This is a genomic window from Chryseobacterium cucumeris (assembly GCF_016775705.1).
GTDB lineage: Bacteria > Bacteroidota > Bacteroidia > Flavobacteriales > Weeksellaceae > Chryseobacterium > Chryseobacterium cupriresistens.
Genome location: NZ_CP068760.1, coordinates 4,639,617 through 4,657,883 on the forward strand (window position 1 = coordinate 4,639,617; position 18,267 = coordinate 4,657,883).

Genomic DNA, 18,267 nt, shown 5'->3' on the forward strand with positions numbered 1-18,267 from the left:
CCCCGCTTCACAGATACCTTTGTGTGGAGCATAATTCCTGGATCAGGGGGATAAATTCCAGGTATTAATTATCCATTTTTTTAAAAAAATCTTTCATAATTTCTTTCATTGATGTAACATTTAGCATCATTTATTTGTCTTATTATACAGAAAGATCAAGCAATCAATATTTTAAACTAAATTTTTATCAACTGACAATCAATCAATTGCGATGATTCAAAAATATTTTTAAGTACTTTGTATTGCATAATACTAAATTTATTATATATCTTTGTAATGTTAAATAACAAACCATACAAGCTATTAATTAAAAAAGAATAATCATGAAGACTCAAATTCTTATTGCAGCACTATTTTTCGGTGGACTTATCACTGCCCAGCAGAAAAAAGACAGTTTGAAAGTAAATGCTATTGATGCAGTGAATCTCAAGAAGCAGGTTTTCAAAAAACAAGGTGACCGTTTGGTATACGATGTAGCTTCTTCATCTATAGCTAAAGGAACCAACACCTTTACTCTTTTGAAACAAACACCGATGATTTCCAGCATTGACGGAAAAACGCTGAAGATTTTGGGAAAAAATGATGCAATCATTTACATCAACAACAAAAAAACTAATATGGATTCCGAGGCGTTGATTGAAATGCTGAAGTCTACTCCCTCTGAGGATATCCAGAAAATTGAAGTGATTACAGTTCCCGGCAGTGAATTCCAGGTTGAATCCAAAGAAGGGGTGATCAATATTGTGATGAAAAAAAGCAAAAACAACGGCTACAACGGAACGCTGAAAATGCAGAACGAGCAGGCTTATTACAATAACCCTAATGCAGGAGCTTCTTTTAATTTCAGACAAGGTAAATGGTCTGGTAATTCCAATTTCAGAACGGGAAGCTGGACAGACAGACAAAGATATACGCTGTCCAACGGAGATCCTACTTTCAAAAATGAATCCTTTGGATTTAATGATGATCCTAACAAAAACTTTGGAGGAGGCTTCAACGTTGATTATGAGATTAATAAAAAACACAGTCTGGGATTTTCCTACAACATGAGATACAATAAAAGTTTCAATTCTGTACTGGATATTACCAACTGGCAAAACGGAGTCTTAAACAACAGAACAGTGAATAATGAGGATGCACAGACCAGAAATCATTCTTTCAATTTAAATTATGAGATGAAAACAGATTCTCTGGGAAGTAAACTTACATCAAACGTTTCTTACCTGTGGTTCAACAGAGATAAAGTAAGCTTCAATGAGAGTTTTCCTCTAACGAATGATACGATTAACAAATATTCTGCATTGCATCAGGCGGTACCCCAAATTATCAACAACTATGCAGCCAATATTGATTATCTGAAAAAGACAGCAAAGGGCGCGACATGGTTAATGGGAATCAGCTACAATCACACCAATACAGATAACGATACCAAACAGGATAAACTAATAAAGGGAGAATTTATCATCGATCCCAACCAAACCAATCACTTCATTTATAAAGAAAATATTCTTGGAATTTACCTGAACTATGAAAGAAAACTGACTGAAAAAATATCAGGAAAGATTGGTGCCCGCTACGAAATGACCAGAAGTACCGGAGATATTGTGGATAAAACAGGTTTTGAAAGAAATTACAACAACCTTCTGCCTTATCTGAATTTAAATTACGCCATCAATTCCGATCATAATCTGAGCTATACTTTCTCCAGCAGAATCAGAAGACCGAGATTCTGGGAACTGAATCCTTCAAGAACTTATTTTACTCCAACCAATTATACACAGAACAATCCATTTATACTGGCTTCCAAATATTATAATCAGGAGTTAAATTATATGTACAAAAATGCATTCTATGCCAATCTTAGTTTTAATATGGTGGAAGATGCAGCAGCTTCAGACCTGATTCCATTGCAGGGAACGGTAACAGCTCCTAAAAAAGATGCTGAGGGGAAAATCATCAAGGATATCAAAGGAAATCCAATTATGGAAACTACCCGATTCTTAAGATATATCAGAACCAATTATGGTAAAAACAGGGAAATTGCTCTTACTCTTGGAATGAACAAGTCCTGGTTCAAAGACATCTGGACAACCAATTATTCTGTCAATCTGGGATATGTTACCTACAAAGGCGGAGTATTTGAAGATCCTACTTCCATGCCGGTTCCGGGAGAAACTGAAGTAGTGGATCCTTATATCATTGATGTTAAAAACTATAATATGTCTGCAACCATCAATAATGTGATCAGACTGTCTTCTAAAAAAGACTGGTTCCTGGGAGTGAATTACTTCTTTGCCAGCCAGACTGCCATGGAAGGAGGTATGATCCGAGCAAGACAAAGCTTCGATTTCAGTCTGAAAAAAATTGCAGGAGACTGGACTATTGTAGCGGAAGTGAGTGACTTATTTAATCAAAGTTTCTACAGCATTAGAGGCGTACAGCCCGATGGAAAATTTAACAATATCACCAACTTCAATTATCCAAGGTTTATGAGCCTAGGGGTTACTTATAATTTCGGAAATCAGAAACTGAAAAAAGCAAGGGAAATGAAATCGGCTAATGATGCTGTAAAATCAAGAACCTAATCTATAACCACTTATTTCACTAAATCCACTCTTAAATAAAAACAACATGAAACGTATAATTTTGTCAATGGCAATTGTATTCGGTACCTGTGCATTTGCACAAGAGAAGAAATCTGATACGGCAAAAACAAAAAACATAGAAGGTGTTACCATCACAAAGCAGGTTTTCAAAAAGCAAAGTGACCGTTTTGTATACGATGTGGCAGCATCACCTGTTGCCAAAGGAAACACCACTTTTGACCTTTTAAAACAAACTCCTTTATTATCTTCTACAGATGATAAAACATTAAAAATAGCAGGAAAAAACAATGCTCTGATCTATATCAACGGAAGAAAAAGCAATATGGATTCTGAGTCACTGGCTCAGTTTCTGAAAAATACTCCGGCTGAAAATATCCAGAAAATTGAAGTGATTACTGTTCCCGGCAGCGAGTATCAGGTAGAATCTTCTGATGGAATCATCAATATCATTTTAAAGAAAAAAATGAGTGACGGTCTCAACGGAAACATGAGAATGTCTAACACAACCAATAAGTATAACGGAAGCCAGGCAAGTTTCTCAGCCAATTACAGAAAAGATAAACTGGGAGTAAGTGCCAGTCTTAGCGGCGGTGAAAATATCGAAGCACAAACCTATACCCTGAGAAACGGAACCTCAACAACTTCCAACGAGTCTACCGGGGATATTGACGATCCGAATAAAAACATAGGAGGTTATCTGAATATTGATTACCAGCTGAACGACAAAAGCAACCTTGCCTTATCATGGAATACATGGGCCAATAAAAGTTATAATTCAACGGTAGATTTATTCAATACCATAAAAAAAACGAATACGGAATATACATGGTCTAAAAACAGAGAGAATACACGATCTTATAACAATTCTGTGAATTTAAACTATGAATTAAAAACGGATTCTCTGGGTAGCAAACTGAATGTAAATGCAGCATACCTCAACTACAGAAGGTTCCAGTTTACGGATAACCAAACCTTTACCTCAGATATCAACCGAAATGTAGGAGCAAGAACAAAACAAGTTATTCAGGACCTTCCGCAGATCATTAATAATTTCTCCGGAATGGTGGATTATAATCAAAAGTTTAAAAATGATCTTACCGTTTCCGTCGGTGGAAATTATAACAAGACTAAAACAGATAACGATTCTAAAAACATCACTTATTCATTTAATCCCGTAACAGCTCCGGATTCAAGACCCAACCATTTTATCTATGATGAAAACATCTACGGAATGTATCTTACTGTTGAGAAAAAAATTTCCGACAAACTTTCAGGAAAAGTAGGTGCCAGATACGAGATCACCAACAGTCTTGGTACGTCTGACAACGCTCCCACAGAAGCCCTTAGAAGAATTGAGAGAAATTACAAAAACCTTCTTCCCTATCTCAGCCTGAATTATGCGATTAATGATAAAAACAATATTTCCTATTCCTTTTCAAGCAGAATGAGAAGGCCAAGTTTCTGGGAACTTAATCCGGTAAAAAATATTCTGACCGATGATAACTATACTCAGAACGATCCGTTTGTAAAGGCCTCTTCCAACTACAATCAGGAACTTACTTATATGTACAGAAATTCGTATTTCCTGATTTTAAACCATTCTTACATTCAGGACGTCATTACACAGGTTCCGCTTCAGGGATACCCGGTATCACCGGATGGTAAAATTGGTGATAATCCTGCATTGAGATACATCAGAACCAACTTTGGAAATAAGCAGGAAATGTCGGCCATGGTAGGTATTCAGAAGTCGTTTTTCAAACAGTACTGGACAACCAATTTCAATATTGGAGTGCAGCATAATATCAACAATGGAAGTCTTGATACTGATCCTACAACCGGGGATCGCTTCAAAGATCAAAAAGGGCCTAATGGAAACTTTATTACCTACACCAATAAAACCAATTCTACCAGTCTTCTGATCCAGACCAATAATACCATCCGTCTTGATAAAAAGAAAACATGGTTCTTCGGACTTAATTATTTCTTTGTTGACAAACAGCAGATTGAGCTTGGTTCACTGAAAAACTTAATGAGTCTGGATCTCAGTCTTAAAAAAATGTGGAACGACTGGACTTTTGCAGTGAATGTAAATGATGTACTGAATACCAATATTGTTAAAATTGAAGACTTTCAAGACAACGGAAATTATAATTATATCCACCAAAACCGTTACAACAGAAGTTTAATCGTAAGCCTTACCTACAATTTCGGAAACCAGAAAGTGAAAAAGGTAAGAGACATCGAAGGGGCATCAGATGCCATCAAAAGCAGAACAAGATAGAGAATTATCTTTCTTCATATTTAATTATTCTTACGGTATCCGCTGATTCTTTTCAGCGGATTTTTTATATTTAATCATTATGAAAAAAGATATAAAAATTATTTTGATATCCCTCAGCCTCCTTTTTCTATGGACAGCTTGCAAAGAAAAAAAGATAAAGCTTGGTAAAGATATCCACTTTGATAAGGAGGAAAATATTCACTATGGAAACAATCCAGAGCAGGTTATGGATCTTTATATTCCATCTGCACGAACGAATAAAGAAAAGGATGTTTTTATTATGATTCATGGTGGAGGCTGGAGGGCTGGAGATAAATCACAACTCACCTTTTTCACACTCTCTATGATGCAGAAATTTCCTGATCATATTTTCGTTAATATGAACTACAGACTTGCTTCAGCTACGAGCTTTGGACTTCCAAATCAAACTAATGATATTAAAAAGGTAATTGAATTATTAAAAAATAAACTAGGCTACCATCCCAATGTGATTTTATTAGGCAACAGCGCCGGAGGCCATTTATCGATGTTGTATGCCTACAAGTTTGATGCGGATAAAAAAGTAAAAGCTGTAATTAACATTGTTGGCCCGGCAGACCTCTCTGATCCGGGTTTCAAAAATTATCAGGAGTATTCTTTTGTGGAAAGCAGACTTGTGGATCCTGAAATAATTCAAACCGGAACATCAAAGATAGGTTTTGCCAGTCCTGTGAAATGGATAAAAAGCGATTCCCCTCCTACTTTATCTTACTATGGAAATTCGGACCGCGTAATTCCGTTTACACAAGAAAAAAGACTGGATTCAGCTTTGACAGCCAACCATGTTATCCGTGAATCTTATCAATTTAATGGTGGGCACCTGGATTGGGATAAACATCCAAATGACGAATTCTTTATCAATAAAATAGAAACATTTCTTAAGAAAGCAAACAAAAAATAACACGTCCTGAATCCTCAAAACGTGTTATATTTTATTTTTAAATTGATTTATTCAGATTTTGCAACAGCTGTTCTTTCCGAGACGCCATTGGCATTAAAAGCTTCAATCTGGAAATAATAGGCATCCGTTCGGTCTGCTCCGGTAAAGAAATACTCATTCTTTCCGTACACCATAATGCTTCCATACAATTTATCGGGAGTTTTTCCAAAATAAATTACATAGCCATCCGCTTCAGGATTCTGCTGCCACTTCATCCAGATACTTCTTCTTTCACCATACTTCTTTGGATCAGCTCTCAGAGGAACAAACCCTTCCACTTTAGCAGGCTGCTTTCCTGCTCCTTTTCCGAATACTCTGAAGCCGCTTAATGCAAATTTTCCTGTTGGCATTTTAAGGTTTTCCATTTTAAGGAAACGGGCTTTTGCAGGCTGTTCAAGTTCTACATAGTCGTGAGGTACGTCTTTTGTGTTTTTGCTTTTATCCACAATCACATTCCATTTTTTCCCGTCATTGGAGCCATAGATTTTATATTGATGCATTTTCCCCAACGTTTTTCCCATAAATTCTGCATCCTGATCCGCATAATTGATCTGAATGGCATTAATTGTCGAAACTTCACCCAGATCCGTCTCGAACCATTCCCCGGAATTTCCTGTCTTAGCACTCCAATACGTTTTGATATCTTCATCTACCGCATAGTTGGGCTGATATCCACCCAAAGTAGATGAAACCTGCACCGGTTTATTATAGTTCAACAGCATCCATCCGGCAAAAAGACCTTTTGAAAAATCTTTTCCCTGTGCATATTGGGGAAGATAAGTCGGATAATCGCCATAAGCCGTGTTACAGTACATCACATCATCTTTATCAAATCCTGCCGGCCAGATTCCCAGTCTTCTTTCAAAATTATTTTTAGTTGAAATAAAGATGGTCGAAACATGCCACCAGTTTTTGTAATTGTCTTCAAATGTCGCTCCGTGCCCTGCACCTCTTGCAAAACCGCCCGGTTTATAAGAGAACGGATTATGCTGCTGATATTCGAAGCCTTCCAGAGGATTTTTACTTACATACACTCCATCGGAATAGCCGCTGAATTCTGTTGCCGGAGCACCATACTGCATATAATATTTCCCGTTATGCTTCGTCATCCACGCTCCTTCTACAAAAGGCTGCAGAAAAACATTATCATTATATTCCCCAAACCTTTCCCAACCGTGGTCTTCAGGCTTTAGCTTAATAATCGGTTTTACGAAACCTTCGGACTGAAGGTTTTTTACTTTCACTTCTGTTCCCAGCAATGGCCATTCATTGCTTGAACCCCAGTACAGATATAATTTATTCTTATCTTCATCATAATGGAATGCAGGATCCCACGCTCCTACCTTCAGTGTATCCACAGCAATTTTCCAGTCGTCTTTGGTGGGATTAGTACTTTTCCAGATCGGGAAATCCTGTTCCCAGGTAGAGCCATACACATACAAAGTATCTTTCATTGCCCAGACTGCCGGGGCATTAAGATCATGGATGTATTTGTTATCTCTGAGGAATTTCCTTTTTACAAACTTCCAATCCAGCATATCATCACTGTACCAGTATCCTTCCTGATTGGTAGAAAAAAGGAAAAGTTTATTTTTAAAATTGACAATTACCGGATCTGCTGTAGCGCGGTGCTTTCCCTGTTTGGAAAAGGCTTCAAAAGGGGTATATCCGTAGTCGATATTGATAGGATTGCAGAATGTTTTCTGCTGGGCTCCAACAATAATTCCAATAAAAATTGTTAATGATAAAAAATATTGTCTCATTTTCAGATTTTAAACGTTCCGGACAAAGTTAACTAACTTTTTTGGGTTTTCTCCAAATAAAGCCGTCCAGAAGATAATGAGTGAGCTGCGGAACAACCAGTAAAGGAACCAGAAACTGAAAGAGATTTTCTGAGATCACCACATTCAGGGAAAAGTGCTCATTCCAGACAAGCGTTTCCCACAAAAATTCTTCGAGAAAGGCAAACAATAAAATGACTCCGACAAATAGGAATATTCCTGAAAAGGATTTAAAAATCTGCATCCGGTTCAGCTGATGATTTTCTTTTTGCTTTATTTCCCGGATATAGATCAATGCGATATAGGGAATACCGTGAGAAACCACATTCAGAAAAGTAAACAGAAGATCATTATTGAAGTAAACAATCCCGAAATACCAGGAAAGAAAAGTCCCGGTGATCAGTGCTGTTTTCGGAATGTTAATTTTTTTTGTTTTAAAAGCTTCAACAACAGTTTTAATAATCCAAATAATCAGAATGGCAAAATAGATAATGGTAATTAAAGGAATATAATCCGGAAGATTTTGAAGCCAGTCAAACTCATTGTTGACAAACCAGGTGAAGGCACGGGGCGTTTTAAACCAGTACAGCATCGGATAAATCGTTGCGGAATACACAGCCACCTCATCTATTTTTTTGCTCCAGTTATCCGGTTCAAAGCGCGCATAGATTCTCATAAATCCGTATTGCTGCCGTATAAAATGAAAAACGGCAATCAATGCCAGTACTGACCAGAATGTCAGGCTACCCAACTGGAACAGGAGCATTCCCAAGATCCAGCTCAAAACAGGAATTCCCAGATACAGCAGTTTATTTTTCTGTATTTCTCCCTTTACGAAATACGTTTTGAACAGCGTAGAATATACATGAGCCACATCCACAAAAACGATCAGGAAAAGCCATGTGTAAAAGGAATAATGATTTTCCAGCCCCTGAATTTGTTTCTGAAATAGAAAGATAATCATCAATACCAGAAAAGGCGGCGATAAAATAAACCACCAGTCTGTTTTTGCATTATGTATCCACGGTTGTTTCATTGTTGTATTTTACATCATTTGTTCTGCAGTCCGGATTCCCTGATAGAAAGCTTCTTCAAAAATAGATATTCCCGAAAGATCGGAATGGGCAAAGAAAATTTTATCTTCTATCGTTTTTTTTGCTTTTTGGGTTTCTTCTCCAAAAATCTGGTTGGGAACCGGAGCGATCATCGCATGTCCGATTTTATGGAACTGCATTTCCAGAATGAAATCTTCTATCAACGGATGGGCTTTCTTCAAATCATCCAAAACTAAAGTTTTAAGTTCAGATTCTTTCATGGCATAGAGCTTTTTTCTTGCTTTTTTGCAATCTGCAGTTGAAAAACTCTTATAATGGGTAATTACTTTTTCACCTATGATCTGGTTCAGATTCTGGTGCTGGTCATAGATATAGCCTAATCCCGAAGAACCGTAGATCACATTATCCCAGGCCAGCTCTTCATCTCCTCCAAATTCGTTTTTAAACGTAATGGTGGTTAAAAGCCACGGAACATAATGAAATGATGATGCTCTTTTTTGATTAAAAATTCTTTCATTCACAAATTGTGGGGTTGCAAACAGTACTTTATCTGCAATGATCTTTTTAGTTTTCTTTTGGGTATTATCAAAACTTAAGACCTCAACTTTATCATTGATTTTAATATCAAAAACCAGATTTCCCGGCAAATGTTTTCCCTCCGTATATTTTGAAAAATGGTTTGCCAGTCTTGCATTTCCTTCCGGCCAGGTGAATACCTGATCTTTATATTTTGTGCTCCAGTTGTTTTTTCTTCCGGCAAAATAATGAATGCCTGCCCATGCTGAAACGTAGTCTATTCCTAATCCGAAATCGTCTCTGCAGGAATAATCCAGCAGCCAGAGAAGTTCTTCCGAATAGAAGTTATTTTCTTTGAGCCAGTCTTTAAAAATGATTTTTTCAAGTTTTACAACCTCATCTTCTCTGCTGGAATCATGTACCGGAATAGCAAACCAATATCTTCCTTCAGTGTCTTTCTTTGTACGAAATTCATCCATCAGCTTAAAAAAGCGGGCAAGCTCTTGCTGGACCTGTGCGGAAATTCCTCTTTGCGGAACAATATCGTTCTGCCAGGCATTTTTATAAAATAGTCTTTCCTGTTGTGGAAAAGTCATTTGGTATTCATCAAGGATGGGTTCTCCATCATCCTCAGTTCCCAAGCAGATTTCACATTCTTTCAGGAAGTGGATGATTTCTGTATTCTCTTTGTTCGGTAATGGTAAATAATGAGCGCCTAAAGGAAATTTTGAAAATGAATTCTGTCCGTTGGAAGAATTTCCTCCCAGATGGTTTTCCATTTCAAGGAGAAGATAATCCTGTTCATTATTCTGGTTAAAAAACCTACATGCGGAAAGTCCGGAAATCCCACCACCCACGATAAGATATTTTGTGTGGATAACTTCTGAAAACTGTGGAAAATCTTTTGCCCATAATCTATGGCCGAGAACATGATTGGTCCCTGTGATCTTTAACAGCAAAGTTTTTACTTTCTTTCCGCAATACTGCAAAAAAGGAAGTATAAGGCTACCTAAAAATATAGTTGTAAGAAAATCTTTTCTACTGTACTTTCCCCCACTCTTCATCGAAATAACGGACTAGTATCTGGTTGTCCAGACGGTTAACTTCTACGTCTTTCACCTTCATATCTTTATTGAAATAAGACATCTGTGAAAAATTGTAATCATAATATTTTAATCCAGGCAGTTTTCTGTAGATTCTGTTATTGATGGGTTCAAATGAAGCCATCGAAAATCCCCATTCTCCAAAAGACGGAACATAGGTATGATACGCTGCAGTGAAAGGAAAAATCTGATTGATTGTTTTCTCAATACACCAGAAAGATTTCGGAGCAAAATAAGGAGAAGTGGTCTGAACCACAATTTTCGTATCAAGGGTTGTCAGCTTCTCTAGTTCTTTATAAAACTGCAGGGAATAGAGCTTTCCTAAGCTGTAATTCGACGGATCAGGAAAGTCGATGATGATGACGTCAAATTTCTTTTTGCTGTCTTTTACCCAGATGTAAGCGTCTTTATTGATCACCTCCATTCTAGGATTGGAAAGTGAGCTTTGGTTCAGTCTTCGCATGGTTTCATTGGTCTTGAAAAACTGAGTCATTTCCCCGTCAAGATCCACAAGGGTTACTTTTTTAACGTCTTTGTATTTTAAAACTTCTCTTGCTGCAAAACCATCACCACCGCCAAGAATCAGAACGTTATCAATGTTTTTTGCCATAGACATCGCAGGATGTACTAAAGCTTCATGATAACGGTATTCGTCGGTGGATGAAAACTGCAGGTTGTTGTTTAAATACAGACGGAATTCGTGAGTATTTCTCGTTAAAACAATTCTTTGATAGGGTGAGCTTTTGGTATAGACTACATTTTCACCATATAACTTTTCTTCAGAATAGGATAAAATAGTATCTGAAAAAATGAAAAGCCCCAGAAGAAATGCAAACGCTGCAATAGATTTTACTTTTAACGATAATGGTTTTGATAATTCCTTTGTAAGATAATAGCAAAGGAATATCGCAATGGAAATATTGATTAACCCAAAAAATAAAGGGGTTTTAACAATCCCTAATTTTGGAATCAAAACCAACGGGAAAAGAATGGATGCCAGCAAAGCCCCGATATAATCGAATGCAAAGACATTTGAAACTAAATCTTTAAACTGAACCCTGTCTTTTAAAATATTCATCAGAAGCGGGATTTCCACCCCTACAAGACATCCGGTGAAGAAGACAAAGAGATAGAGAACGCTTTCAAAATGGGCCAGTGTATTAAACAGAATAAAAAGTACAACAGAACTGATTCCGCCTACAATTCCTACAAGGATTTCGATCTCAATGAATTTATCTATAAGATTTCCTTTGATGAATTTTGCAAGGTAGGAACCTACTCCCATTGAGAACAGGTATACTCCGATAATGAAAGAAAACTGCTTTACAGAGTCTCCTAAAAGATAGCTTGCCAGGGCTCCGGCCACCAGCTCATAAATCAATCCACATGTAGCAATGACGAATACTGAAAACAATAAAAGCAGCTCAAGAGGAATCCTCTTCTTATCCATGAATCGCTGCGCTTATGATCATTGAAATTCCGATAATAAATGCCCCGAAAACAATAGCAATGGCTATATTTTTGTTCTGGGCGATCTCATGCCATGTTTTTTCAGGAGTCAGTTTTTCAATGATGAAATAACATACAAGTAAAATGGCGATTCCTAAAAATGAATAAAGAACCGAGTTTAGTATGGGTAAGAAATTGATGTTGTCCATAATTTTTATATATTTTTATTTGTGATAGTATCTGTAAAATCCTACTCTGGAGTGGCTTCTTGTAGTTCCGTCGCGGTATGTTTCCGTTTTGGCACAGTCGCAGACCTGATTTCCCCGGTACGTAAGGTATACAAACCAGGTCATGAAAAATCCTCCGATCAGGCAGAGTATCCAGTTTTGTCTTATGTAATTGGTTATATTAGTTATCATTGGCAGGATAAGGTGAGTTTGAACTATTCTTCCATTTATTCACATTAAAGTAATGTTTTCCTATCCACATTGCCACAAACAGAGCAATCATTATGAATAAAATAATTCCGAAGTTCCAGAATGAGACAGGAAGCCATGTTGCTTTGAGCTGTACATAGGTATTGTTTGAAATAAGGTCTGTAGTAAGTCTAAGGGCTTCAGTATTAATCAGGGAGTCCAGTTTCTGAGTTCCGAATGATGCTTTGGCAAGTCTGATTACTTCCGAGGTATCTTTTTCCAGCGTCTGTCCGTCTGTAAAAGTCTTGGTCTGCACCTTGAATATATCAGTAACCTCAATTGTTCCTGATTTATCCCGTGAAATCACGACCTTCGAATCAGGAGATGTAAGACCTGAAAATGAGGGTAAGCCTCCTTCTTTTTCGGCGGAAATAATGAAATGATATTTCCCGGAGCCTACTCCACACAGGTTAAAATCTTCGGACTGGCTTCCTTCTGTCCAGCTTTCTCCACCTTCGTACCCATGATACTGTTCGATATCTTTGGAGGTATAGATAATTTCGTTGGTATTCTCATTCACAAGGCTTAGCTGAACATTCGCCCAGGAATTATCAACACCTGAAAAAGCATTCACCTTTAACGGAGCTGAACCGCCGGACAAGGTAAAGCTTTTGCTGACCAGCTCTTTGTCTTTTACATCTGCAAAATTGATAGTCTCTGCAAAAACGGTTTCGTTCGTTCTTGAAGTGTAGACATACATCTGGAGCAGACAAATCATTAATGCAGCCACACAAAAGATGTTCACGGCTTGTCTGATATCGAAATAATAGGGCTGAACAATCCCTATTCCCGTATAATAGGGCAGATTAGCTATTTTAAAAGCTTTCTTAACTTCATATTTTGAAATGTGAACTCCATAGAAATACTGGCTTTTTCTGCTGGTCTTCTCCTGAGAGATCATACGGGTTCCGTTGACATACTCTTTGTAGGTAGCAATGGTGAAATCCAGATGTTCATCAAAAAATCCGGCTGCAGCGTCAATAGTGCATGGAGTATTTTCGTACCACCGGTAGGTTCGTCCGAGATAGGTTGGAAATTTTGAATCCTTGCCTTTAAAATCATCAGGATGTATAGAAATCAGGAAAACCCAATGTCCATCGCTCTCACTCAGGAAAGCATCATTTCCTTTGCTGTCTTTTAAAGAATATTCACGCCAGAAAATACTGTTTCCGTATTTTTTAACAGTAATCGCAACAACCGTATATTCCGTACCGTCAATTTTTCCTTTTTGTCCGACATCCAATACAACATTTTCCGTTGGGACTTTCAGATGTTTAATTTTTTTGTTCCAGGCTACATCAATGAGATGGGAGCAGGTCATACAAACGTATTCTTCAACAGGAAAGGTGAGATCTAATGTATTTTCGGATTCGCATGCTGGGCAGACATAGTGCATTTTTATCTGTAAATTTTGTGTTTTTGAATGGTATTAGCTTTAAAATACTGAACCACTTCATCTGCAATCTGCTCTACTTTTGTGGTATTGTCCTGGGTATAATTACAAAGGAAAACATCGAAAGTAAGCTGTTTAAATTCCGGCCACGTGTGGATACAAAGGTGAGACTCTTTAAGGATCACGGCGGAAGTAAAGCTGTCATTCTCAAAAATATGATTGGTAACGCCTACAATTTCCACCTCTTTGGTTTCCAGAATTCCTTCTGTAAACGCCAGAAAACCTTTGCTGTCTAATAACAAATCTTCTGACTCTGTTTCCAAAGTCAGAAGAATATGTAAACCTTTACTTGATAATGGTTTCAATTAATTTTTTTGTAAATATATTATTTTTTTGGAAGAAAAACCTCAGCAAGCATACATCTTGCGCTTCCTCCACCATTTACTTCAATGGTATTCAGGTCTGAATAGATAATTTCGCAGTATTTTTCAATAGCAGCTACCTGTTCCGGAGTTAAAGACTGGTAAGCAGTCTGGCTCATGACCAGGAATTTTTTGCCTTCTTTATTCTGAACCTGAAGCATATTTCCGGCAAACTGCTGCATCTGTTCTTCAGAAATTTCAATGATTTCTTTTCCGGATCCTTTAATAGCTTCCACTACTTTTCCTCTTTCAAGTTCATCATCAATACAGTCAAGGCAGATTACGACAAATTTATCGGCTACACACATCATTACATTGGTGTGATAGATTGGAAGCCTTTCTGTGCCTACAGTCTGGAAAGAATGGAATACAACGGGAGTAAATCCGTATTTTGTACAGAATTCTCTGAACAGTTTTTCATCCAGCCTCAAAGAAACAGAACCGTAAGCAATTTTGTTATCGTGATCAAAAATCATACTTCCTGTTCCTTCCAGAAAGTGTCCTTGGGTTTCAGAGAAAGACCAGTCATCAATTTCAGCCACTTCAAACCCTTGATCTTTGATACTTTCGATAATATCTTCTCTTCTTTCCACTCTTCTGTTGGAAGCGAACATCGGGTACAAGACCACTTTTCCGTCTTTATGGAAACTTACCCAGTTATTCGGGAAAATAGAATCCGGAGTGTGGGGATCCAACGTATCTTTTATAGTGATTACATTAATTCCCTTTTCTCTCAGCTTTCCGACAAAGGTGTTGAATTCTGCCAACGCTTTTGACTGGATATCAGAGCCTGTCTGTTCTACCTGGAAATAATTATTTTTCGCTGTTTCAGCGTTGTAACCGAATGCAATCGGTTCTATCATTAATACTGTATCTGTTGTTTGCATTTTTTCTAAGTTTGAGGGTGTTAGTGTATGAGAGTTTGAGTGTCTGAACAGCGTTTTACAAATTATTATCTTCTTTATTCACCGAAGAAAATGAACACCACTTTTCTGACTGGCTCATCATGTTAACTAACATCCCTATTATTTGGTTATACTTGTTGTGCAAATTATTATATTGCTCGTCATTCATATAATGGCAGGCAAAAGCAAACTGAAGCCATGTTTGGGTTTCTCTTGCTTCACCCTCTGAGTCTGTAAGCTTAGCGATGAAGGATTTTTCATATTTTCTTTTGCCCCAAGCCTCACTAATATTTGCCGTTACAGATCTTGATGATCTTCTTATCTGATCTGTAAGTGAGTAAAGTTCTTCTTTTGGAAAGGATTTTGAGAGTTCATAAATCAGTTGAGCTGTTTCAAATGATTTTTGATACACTTTTAAGTCCTGATGAAATCTGATCGTTGACATACATTACTATTTATTTAAAGTTAAAAAAATATTCAAACCAATCAATGCTATCACTCTCAAACCCTAAAACTCTCCAACTCAATTACTCTCTCACAAGCGGCATTGTAGAGCATCTCAGCAAGCCTCCCATTTTAGAGATTTCTCTGTAAGGAATTTCTTCAACAGTCATTCCCCACTCGTTTCTCAGGTGGTTATTCATTCTTGTGAATGCTTTGTCTGAAACGACAACATCAGGAGAAATGGAGAAAATATTCGGAAACATTTCAAACATTTCTTCATCATTGATATGGAAACAGTTTTCTTCTCCGAAAATATCAATGATTAAACGGTAGTCGCTTTCATCTACAAATCCGTTTTTATAAATAATACATTTGTCTTCACCTACCGGATTAAATGTACAATCCAGATGCAGAATGCCTTCAAAAGGAACCTTATCGTTTTTCTTCAGTTCCAGGTCGATGATTCTTTTCTTCGGAAAATATTCTTTTAAGATTTCAATGGCATATTCATTGGTTCTTGCCGTCTTATAGTTTCTGTAATCTTCACTGAAGCAGGTTCCGATGAAAAGGAAGTCATTCCATACGATTACATCACCTCCTTCTATATGTGCAGTTTCGGGAAGATTGATGATCTTTCTCCATGCTACTTTTTCAAAAACGCTTTTGTAGGCTTCCTGCTCGTCTGCTCTGTCTGCAATCACATTGGAAATGATCATTTTATCATCAATTACAAAGGCTACATCTCTTGAAAAAACCTGATTGTAATCTTTGATGATGCTGGGACGCAGTACTTCAACGCCATACTTTTTTAAAACCGCTTCAAAAGCGTTCATTTCATTGATAATATCCTCTTCTTTAGGATAAATGTTGTGTTCGATTGAGTAATATGACTTTGCGTCATAACTTTCCTCTAGTGTGGGAACCGGCCCCAATGAATTAGGCTGGCCCAGAACTACTGACTTCAGCCTGCCCGTTTCGTTTTTAATGTTTAGTCTCATAAAGATTTATGCAATACTACAAATATAAGTAAAGGTCTCTACCTATAAAACTTTTGGATTATTTTATGCATTAAATTGGGTTCCCAAAATCAATACACTTCAACAAAATTTCCTTGTATATGAGCCAACTGTAGTGAATAGTTCCAAAAACATCTACAACTTACTATTTTCCATCTACATAAGAACAAAAAAATAGATAATCATATTATTTAATTTCCTATATTAGTGATATAATTTTCGCGAAATTATAAACCTTAAAATGAACTATTAACACCAAAAATCAAAGTCATGAACAAGAACAATCCGGTGCTGAAAAATGCACAAAAGTTAGGAAGAGATCAACAAAAATCCGTAATGGGAGGCGCTCCAATCTCAACAGGCAGAAGATGCTGTGAATGGGATGATGCAGGAAACTGTTATATCTGGACTTGCGACAGATGCCAGTGTCCTTAATAAACAAAGAAAGCCTGCTTAAAAAAGCAGGCTTTCTTATTGAGCTAATTGATATAAATAAAAAATCCCAAAGCATGCTTTGGGATTTTTTTATAGTATAAGCAAATATTATCTGCTTGCAATATCGATGTAGTTTCTTTGCTGAGCACCTTGGTAAACCTGTCTTGGTCTTCCGATCGGGTCTCCTTTCAGTCTCATTTCTTTCCACTGAGAAATCCATCCCGGAAGTCTTCCTAATGCAAACATTACGGTGAACATTTCTGTAGGGATTCCTAACGCTCTGTAGATGATACCTGAGTAGAAGTCTACGTTTGGATATAGTTTTCTTTCTACGAAGTATTCGTCTTCCAGCGCTACTCTTTCCAGCTGCATTGCAATGTCAAGAGCTTTATCCTGGATACCTAATGCTTTAAGGATATCGTCAGCAGCTTTCTTGATGATTTTCGCTCTTGGGTCGAAGTTTTTGTACACTCTGTGTCCGAATCCCATTAAACGGAAGTTATCATTCTTATCTTTAGCTTTAGCAACATATTTAGATACGTCACCACCGTCTTTCTCGATCAGTTCAAGCATTTCGATTACAGCCTGGTTAGCACCACCGTGAAGTGGTCCCCAAAGTGCAGATACTCCGGCAGAGATAGAAGCGAAAAGACCTGTGTGGGCAGAACCTACCATTCTTACTGTAGAAGTAGAACAGTTTTGTTCGTGGTCTGCGTGAAGGATTAATAATTTATCTAAAGCATTTACAACTACCGGATCGATTTCGAAATCAGCGTTTGGTAATCTGAATGCCATTTTGTAGAAGTTCTCTACGTAGTTCAGGTTGTTATCACCGTGGTTTAATGGTAAGCCCTGAGTTTTTCTGTAAGTCCATGCACAAAGGTGAGAGAACTTAGCGATCATAAGCTCAGCAGCGTGATCCATTTCTTCTTTAGAGTTTACGTTAACAGCTTTCGGGTTGAAGGCTGTTAAAGCAGACGTTAAAGAAGATAAAACTCCCATAGGGTGAGCAGAACGAGGAAAAACATCAATGATTTTTTTCATTTCGTCTGCGATGAAGTTGTATTTTTTAATATTGTTGTCGAATGAAGTAAACTGATCCTGAGTAGGTAATTCTCCATGTAATAAAAGATACATTACTTCAGTGAAGTTAGATTTTTCAGCAATCTGCTCGATTGGATAACCTCTGTAAAATAATTCTCCTTTATCTCCGTCTAAGTAAGTGATGTCGCTAATAGTAGCTCCTGTATTTTTGTAACCTAAATCCAGAGTGATTAAACCTGTCTGGTCTCTTAATTTTGAAATATCAATCCCTCTGTCTCCGATAGTACTATCCACGATTGGATATTCATATGAATTACCGTCGTAATTCAATATTACTTTGTTGTCTGACATTATTTATT

16 protein-coding genes are annotated in these 18,267 nt (G+C 37.3%); 4 read left to right on the forward strand and 12 right to left on the reverse strand.

Annotated elements, in window-relative coordinates:
• The first annotated feature begins 323 nt into the window (after positions 1–323).
• From JNG87_RS20790 to JNG87_RS20800, 3 genes are all read left to right on the forward strand, one after another.
• The gene (locus tag JNG87_RS20790) at positions 324–2,585 is read left to right on the forward strand and encodes an outer membrane beta-barrel family protein (RefSeq protein WP_202840816.1); all 2,262 of its coding nucleotides are present in this window, start codon (positions 324–326) and stop codon (positions 2,583–2,585) included.
• A gap of 46 nt (positions 2,586–2,631) precedes the next feature.
• Positions 2,632–4,890 (forward strand): TonB-dependent receptor domain-containing protein, encoded by a 2,259-nt coding sequence (locus JNG87_RS20795; RefSeq protein ID WP_202840818.1) that lies wholly within the window; start codon positions 2,632–2,634, stop codon positions 4,888–4,890.
• 79 nt (positions 4,891–4,969) lie between these two features.
• Positions 4,970–5,830, forward strand: coding sequence for an alpha/beta hydrolase (locus JNG87_RS20800; protein ID WP_202840821.1), 861 nt, complete (start codon positions 4,970–4,972; stop codon positions 5,828–5,830).
• 47 nt (positions 5,831–5,877) lie between these two features.
• Here the strand turns inward: JNG87_RS20800 and JNG87_RS20805 are convergent, their stop codons facing one another.
• From JNG87_RS20805 to JNG87_RS20855, 11 genes are all read right to left on the reverse strand, one after another.
• Positions 5,878–7,632, reverse strand: coding sequence for a discoidin domain-containing protein (locus JNG87_RS20805; RefSeq protein ID WP_202840823.1), 1,755 nt, complete (start codon positions 7,630–7,632; stop codon positions 5,878–5,880).
• Positions 7,633–7,660: 28 nt separating this feature from the next.
• On the reverse strand, positions 7,661–8,686 hold the full coding sequence (locus tag JNG87_RS20810) for a hypothetical protein (RefSeq protein ID WP_202840825.1): 1,026 nt from the start codon (positions 8,684–8,686) through the stop codon (positions 7,661–7,663).
• Positions 8,687–8,695: 9 nt separating this feature from the next.
• On the reverse strand, positions 8,696–10,180 hold the full coding sequence (locus JNG87_RS20815; RefSeq protein WP_238349634.1) for an NAD(P)/FAD-dependent oxidoreductase: 1,485 nt from the start codon (positions 10,178–10,180) through the stop codon (positions 8,696–8,698).
• Positions 10,181–10,259: 79 nt separating this feature from the next.
• A complete protein-coding gene (locus tag JNG87_RS20820) occupies positions 10,260–11,774 on the reverse strand; it encodes a polyamine aminopropyltransferase (RefSeq protein WP_202840829.1) in 1,515 nt (504 codons plus the stop codon).
• A complete protein-coding gene (locus tag JNG87_RS20825; protein ID WP_110008568.1) occupies positions 11,767–11,982 on the reverse strand; it encodes a DUF350 domain-containing protein in 216 nt (71 codons plus the stop codon). Before JNG87_RS20825 ends, JNG87_RS20820 begins: the two co-directional genes overlap by 8 nt.
• A gap of 15 nt (positions 11,983–11,997) precedes the next feature.
• On the reverse strand, positions 11,998–12,192 hold the full coding sequence (locus JNG87_RS20830) for a hypothetical protein (RefSeq protein ID WP_167456636.1): 195 nt from the start codon (positions 12,190–12,192) through the stop codon (positions 11,998–12,000).
• Positions 12,182–13,645 (reverse strand): DUF4178 domain-containing protein, encoded by a 1,464-nt coding sequence (locus JNG87_RS20835; RefSeq protein ID WP_202840831.1) that lies wholly within the window; start codon positions 13,643–13,645, stop codon positions 12,182–12,184. Before JNG87_RS20835 ends, JNG87_RS20830 begins: the two co-directional genes overlap by 11 nt.
• Positions 13,646–13,647: 2 nt before the next feature.
• On the reverse strand, positions 13,648–14,007 hold the full coding sequence (locus tag JNG87_RS20840) for an S-adenosylmethionine decarboxylase family protein (protein WP_202840833.1): 360 nt from the start codon (positions 14,005–14,007) through the stop codon (positions 13,648–13,650).
• A 20-nt stretch (positions 14,008–14,027) separates the two neighbouring features.
• Positions 14,028–14,951 (reverse strand): citrulline utilization hydrolase CtlX, encoded by a 924-nt coding sequence (ctlX, locus tag JNG87_RS20845; RefSeq protein ID WP_202840835.1) that lies wholly within the window; start codon positions 14,949–14,951, stop codon positions 14,028–14,030.
• A gap of 55 nt (positions 14,952–15,006) precedes the next feature.
• Positions 15,007–15,414: a four helix bundle protein gene (locus tag JNG87_RS20850; RefSeq protein ID WP_202840837.1), complete on the reverse strand. Its 408-nt coding sequence runs from the start codon at positions 15,412–15,414 to the stop codon at positions 15,007–15,009.
• A gap of 82 nt (positions 15,415–15,496) precedes the next feature.
• Positions 15,497–16,411 carry a dimethylarginine dimethylaminohydrolase family protein gene (locus JNG87_RS20855; protein ID WP_076596983.1) on the reverse strand — a complete coding sequence of 305 codons (915 nt, stop codon included), beginning with the start codon at positions 16,409–16,411 and terminating at the stop codon, positions 15,497–15,499.
• A gap of 288 nt (positions 16,412–16,699) precedes the next feature.
• On the opposite strand from JNG87_RS20855, the gene JNG87_RS20860 reads away from it, so the two are divergent.
• Positions 16,700–16,864, forward strand: coding sequence for a hypothetical protein (locus JNG87_RS20860; RefSeq protein ID WP_156121335.1), 165 nt, complete (start codon positions 16,700–16,702; stop codon positions 16,862–16,864).
• A gap of 108 nt (positions 16,865–16,972) precedes the next feature.
• Here the strand turns inward: JNG87_RS20860 and JNG87_RS20865 are convergent, their stop codons facing one another.
• Positions 16,973–18,259 (reverse strand): citrate synthase, encoded by a 1,287-nt coding sequence (locus tag JNG87_RS20865; RefSeq protein ID WP_110008563.1) that lies wholly within the window; start codon positions 18,257–18,259, stop codon positions 16,973–16,975.
• Between the last annotated feature and the right edge of the window lie 8 nt (positions 18,260–18,267).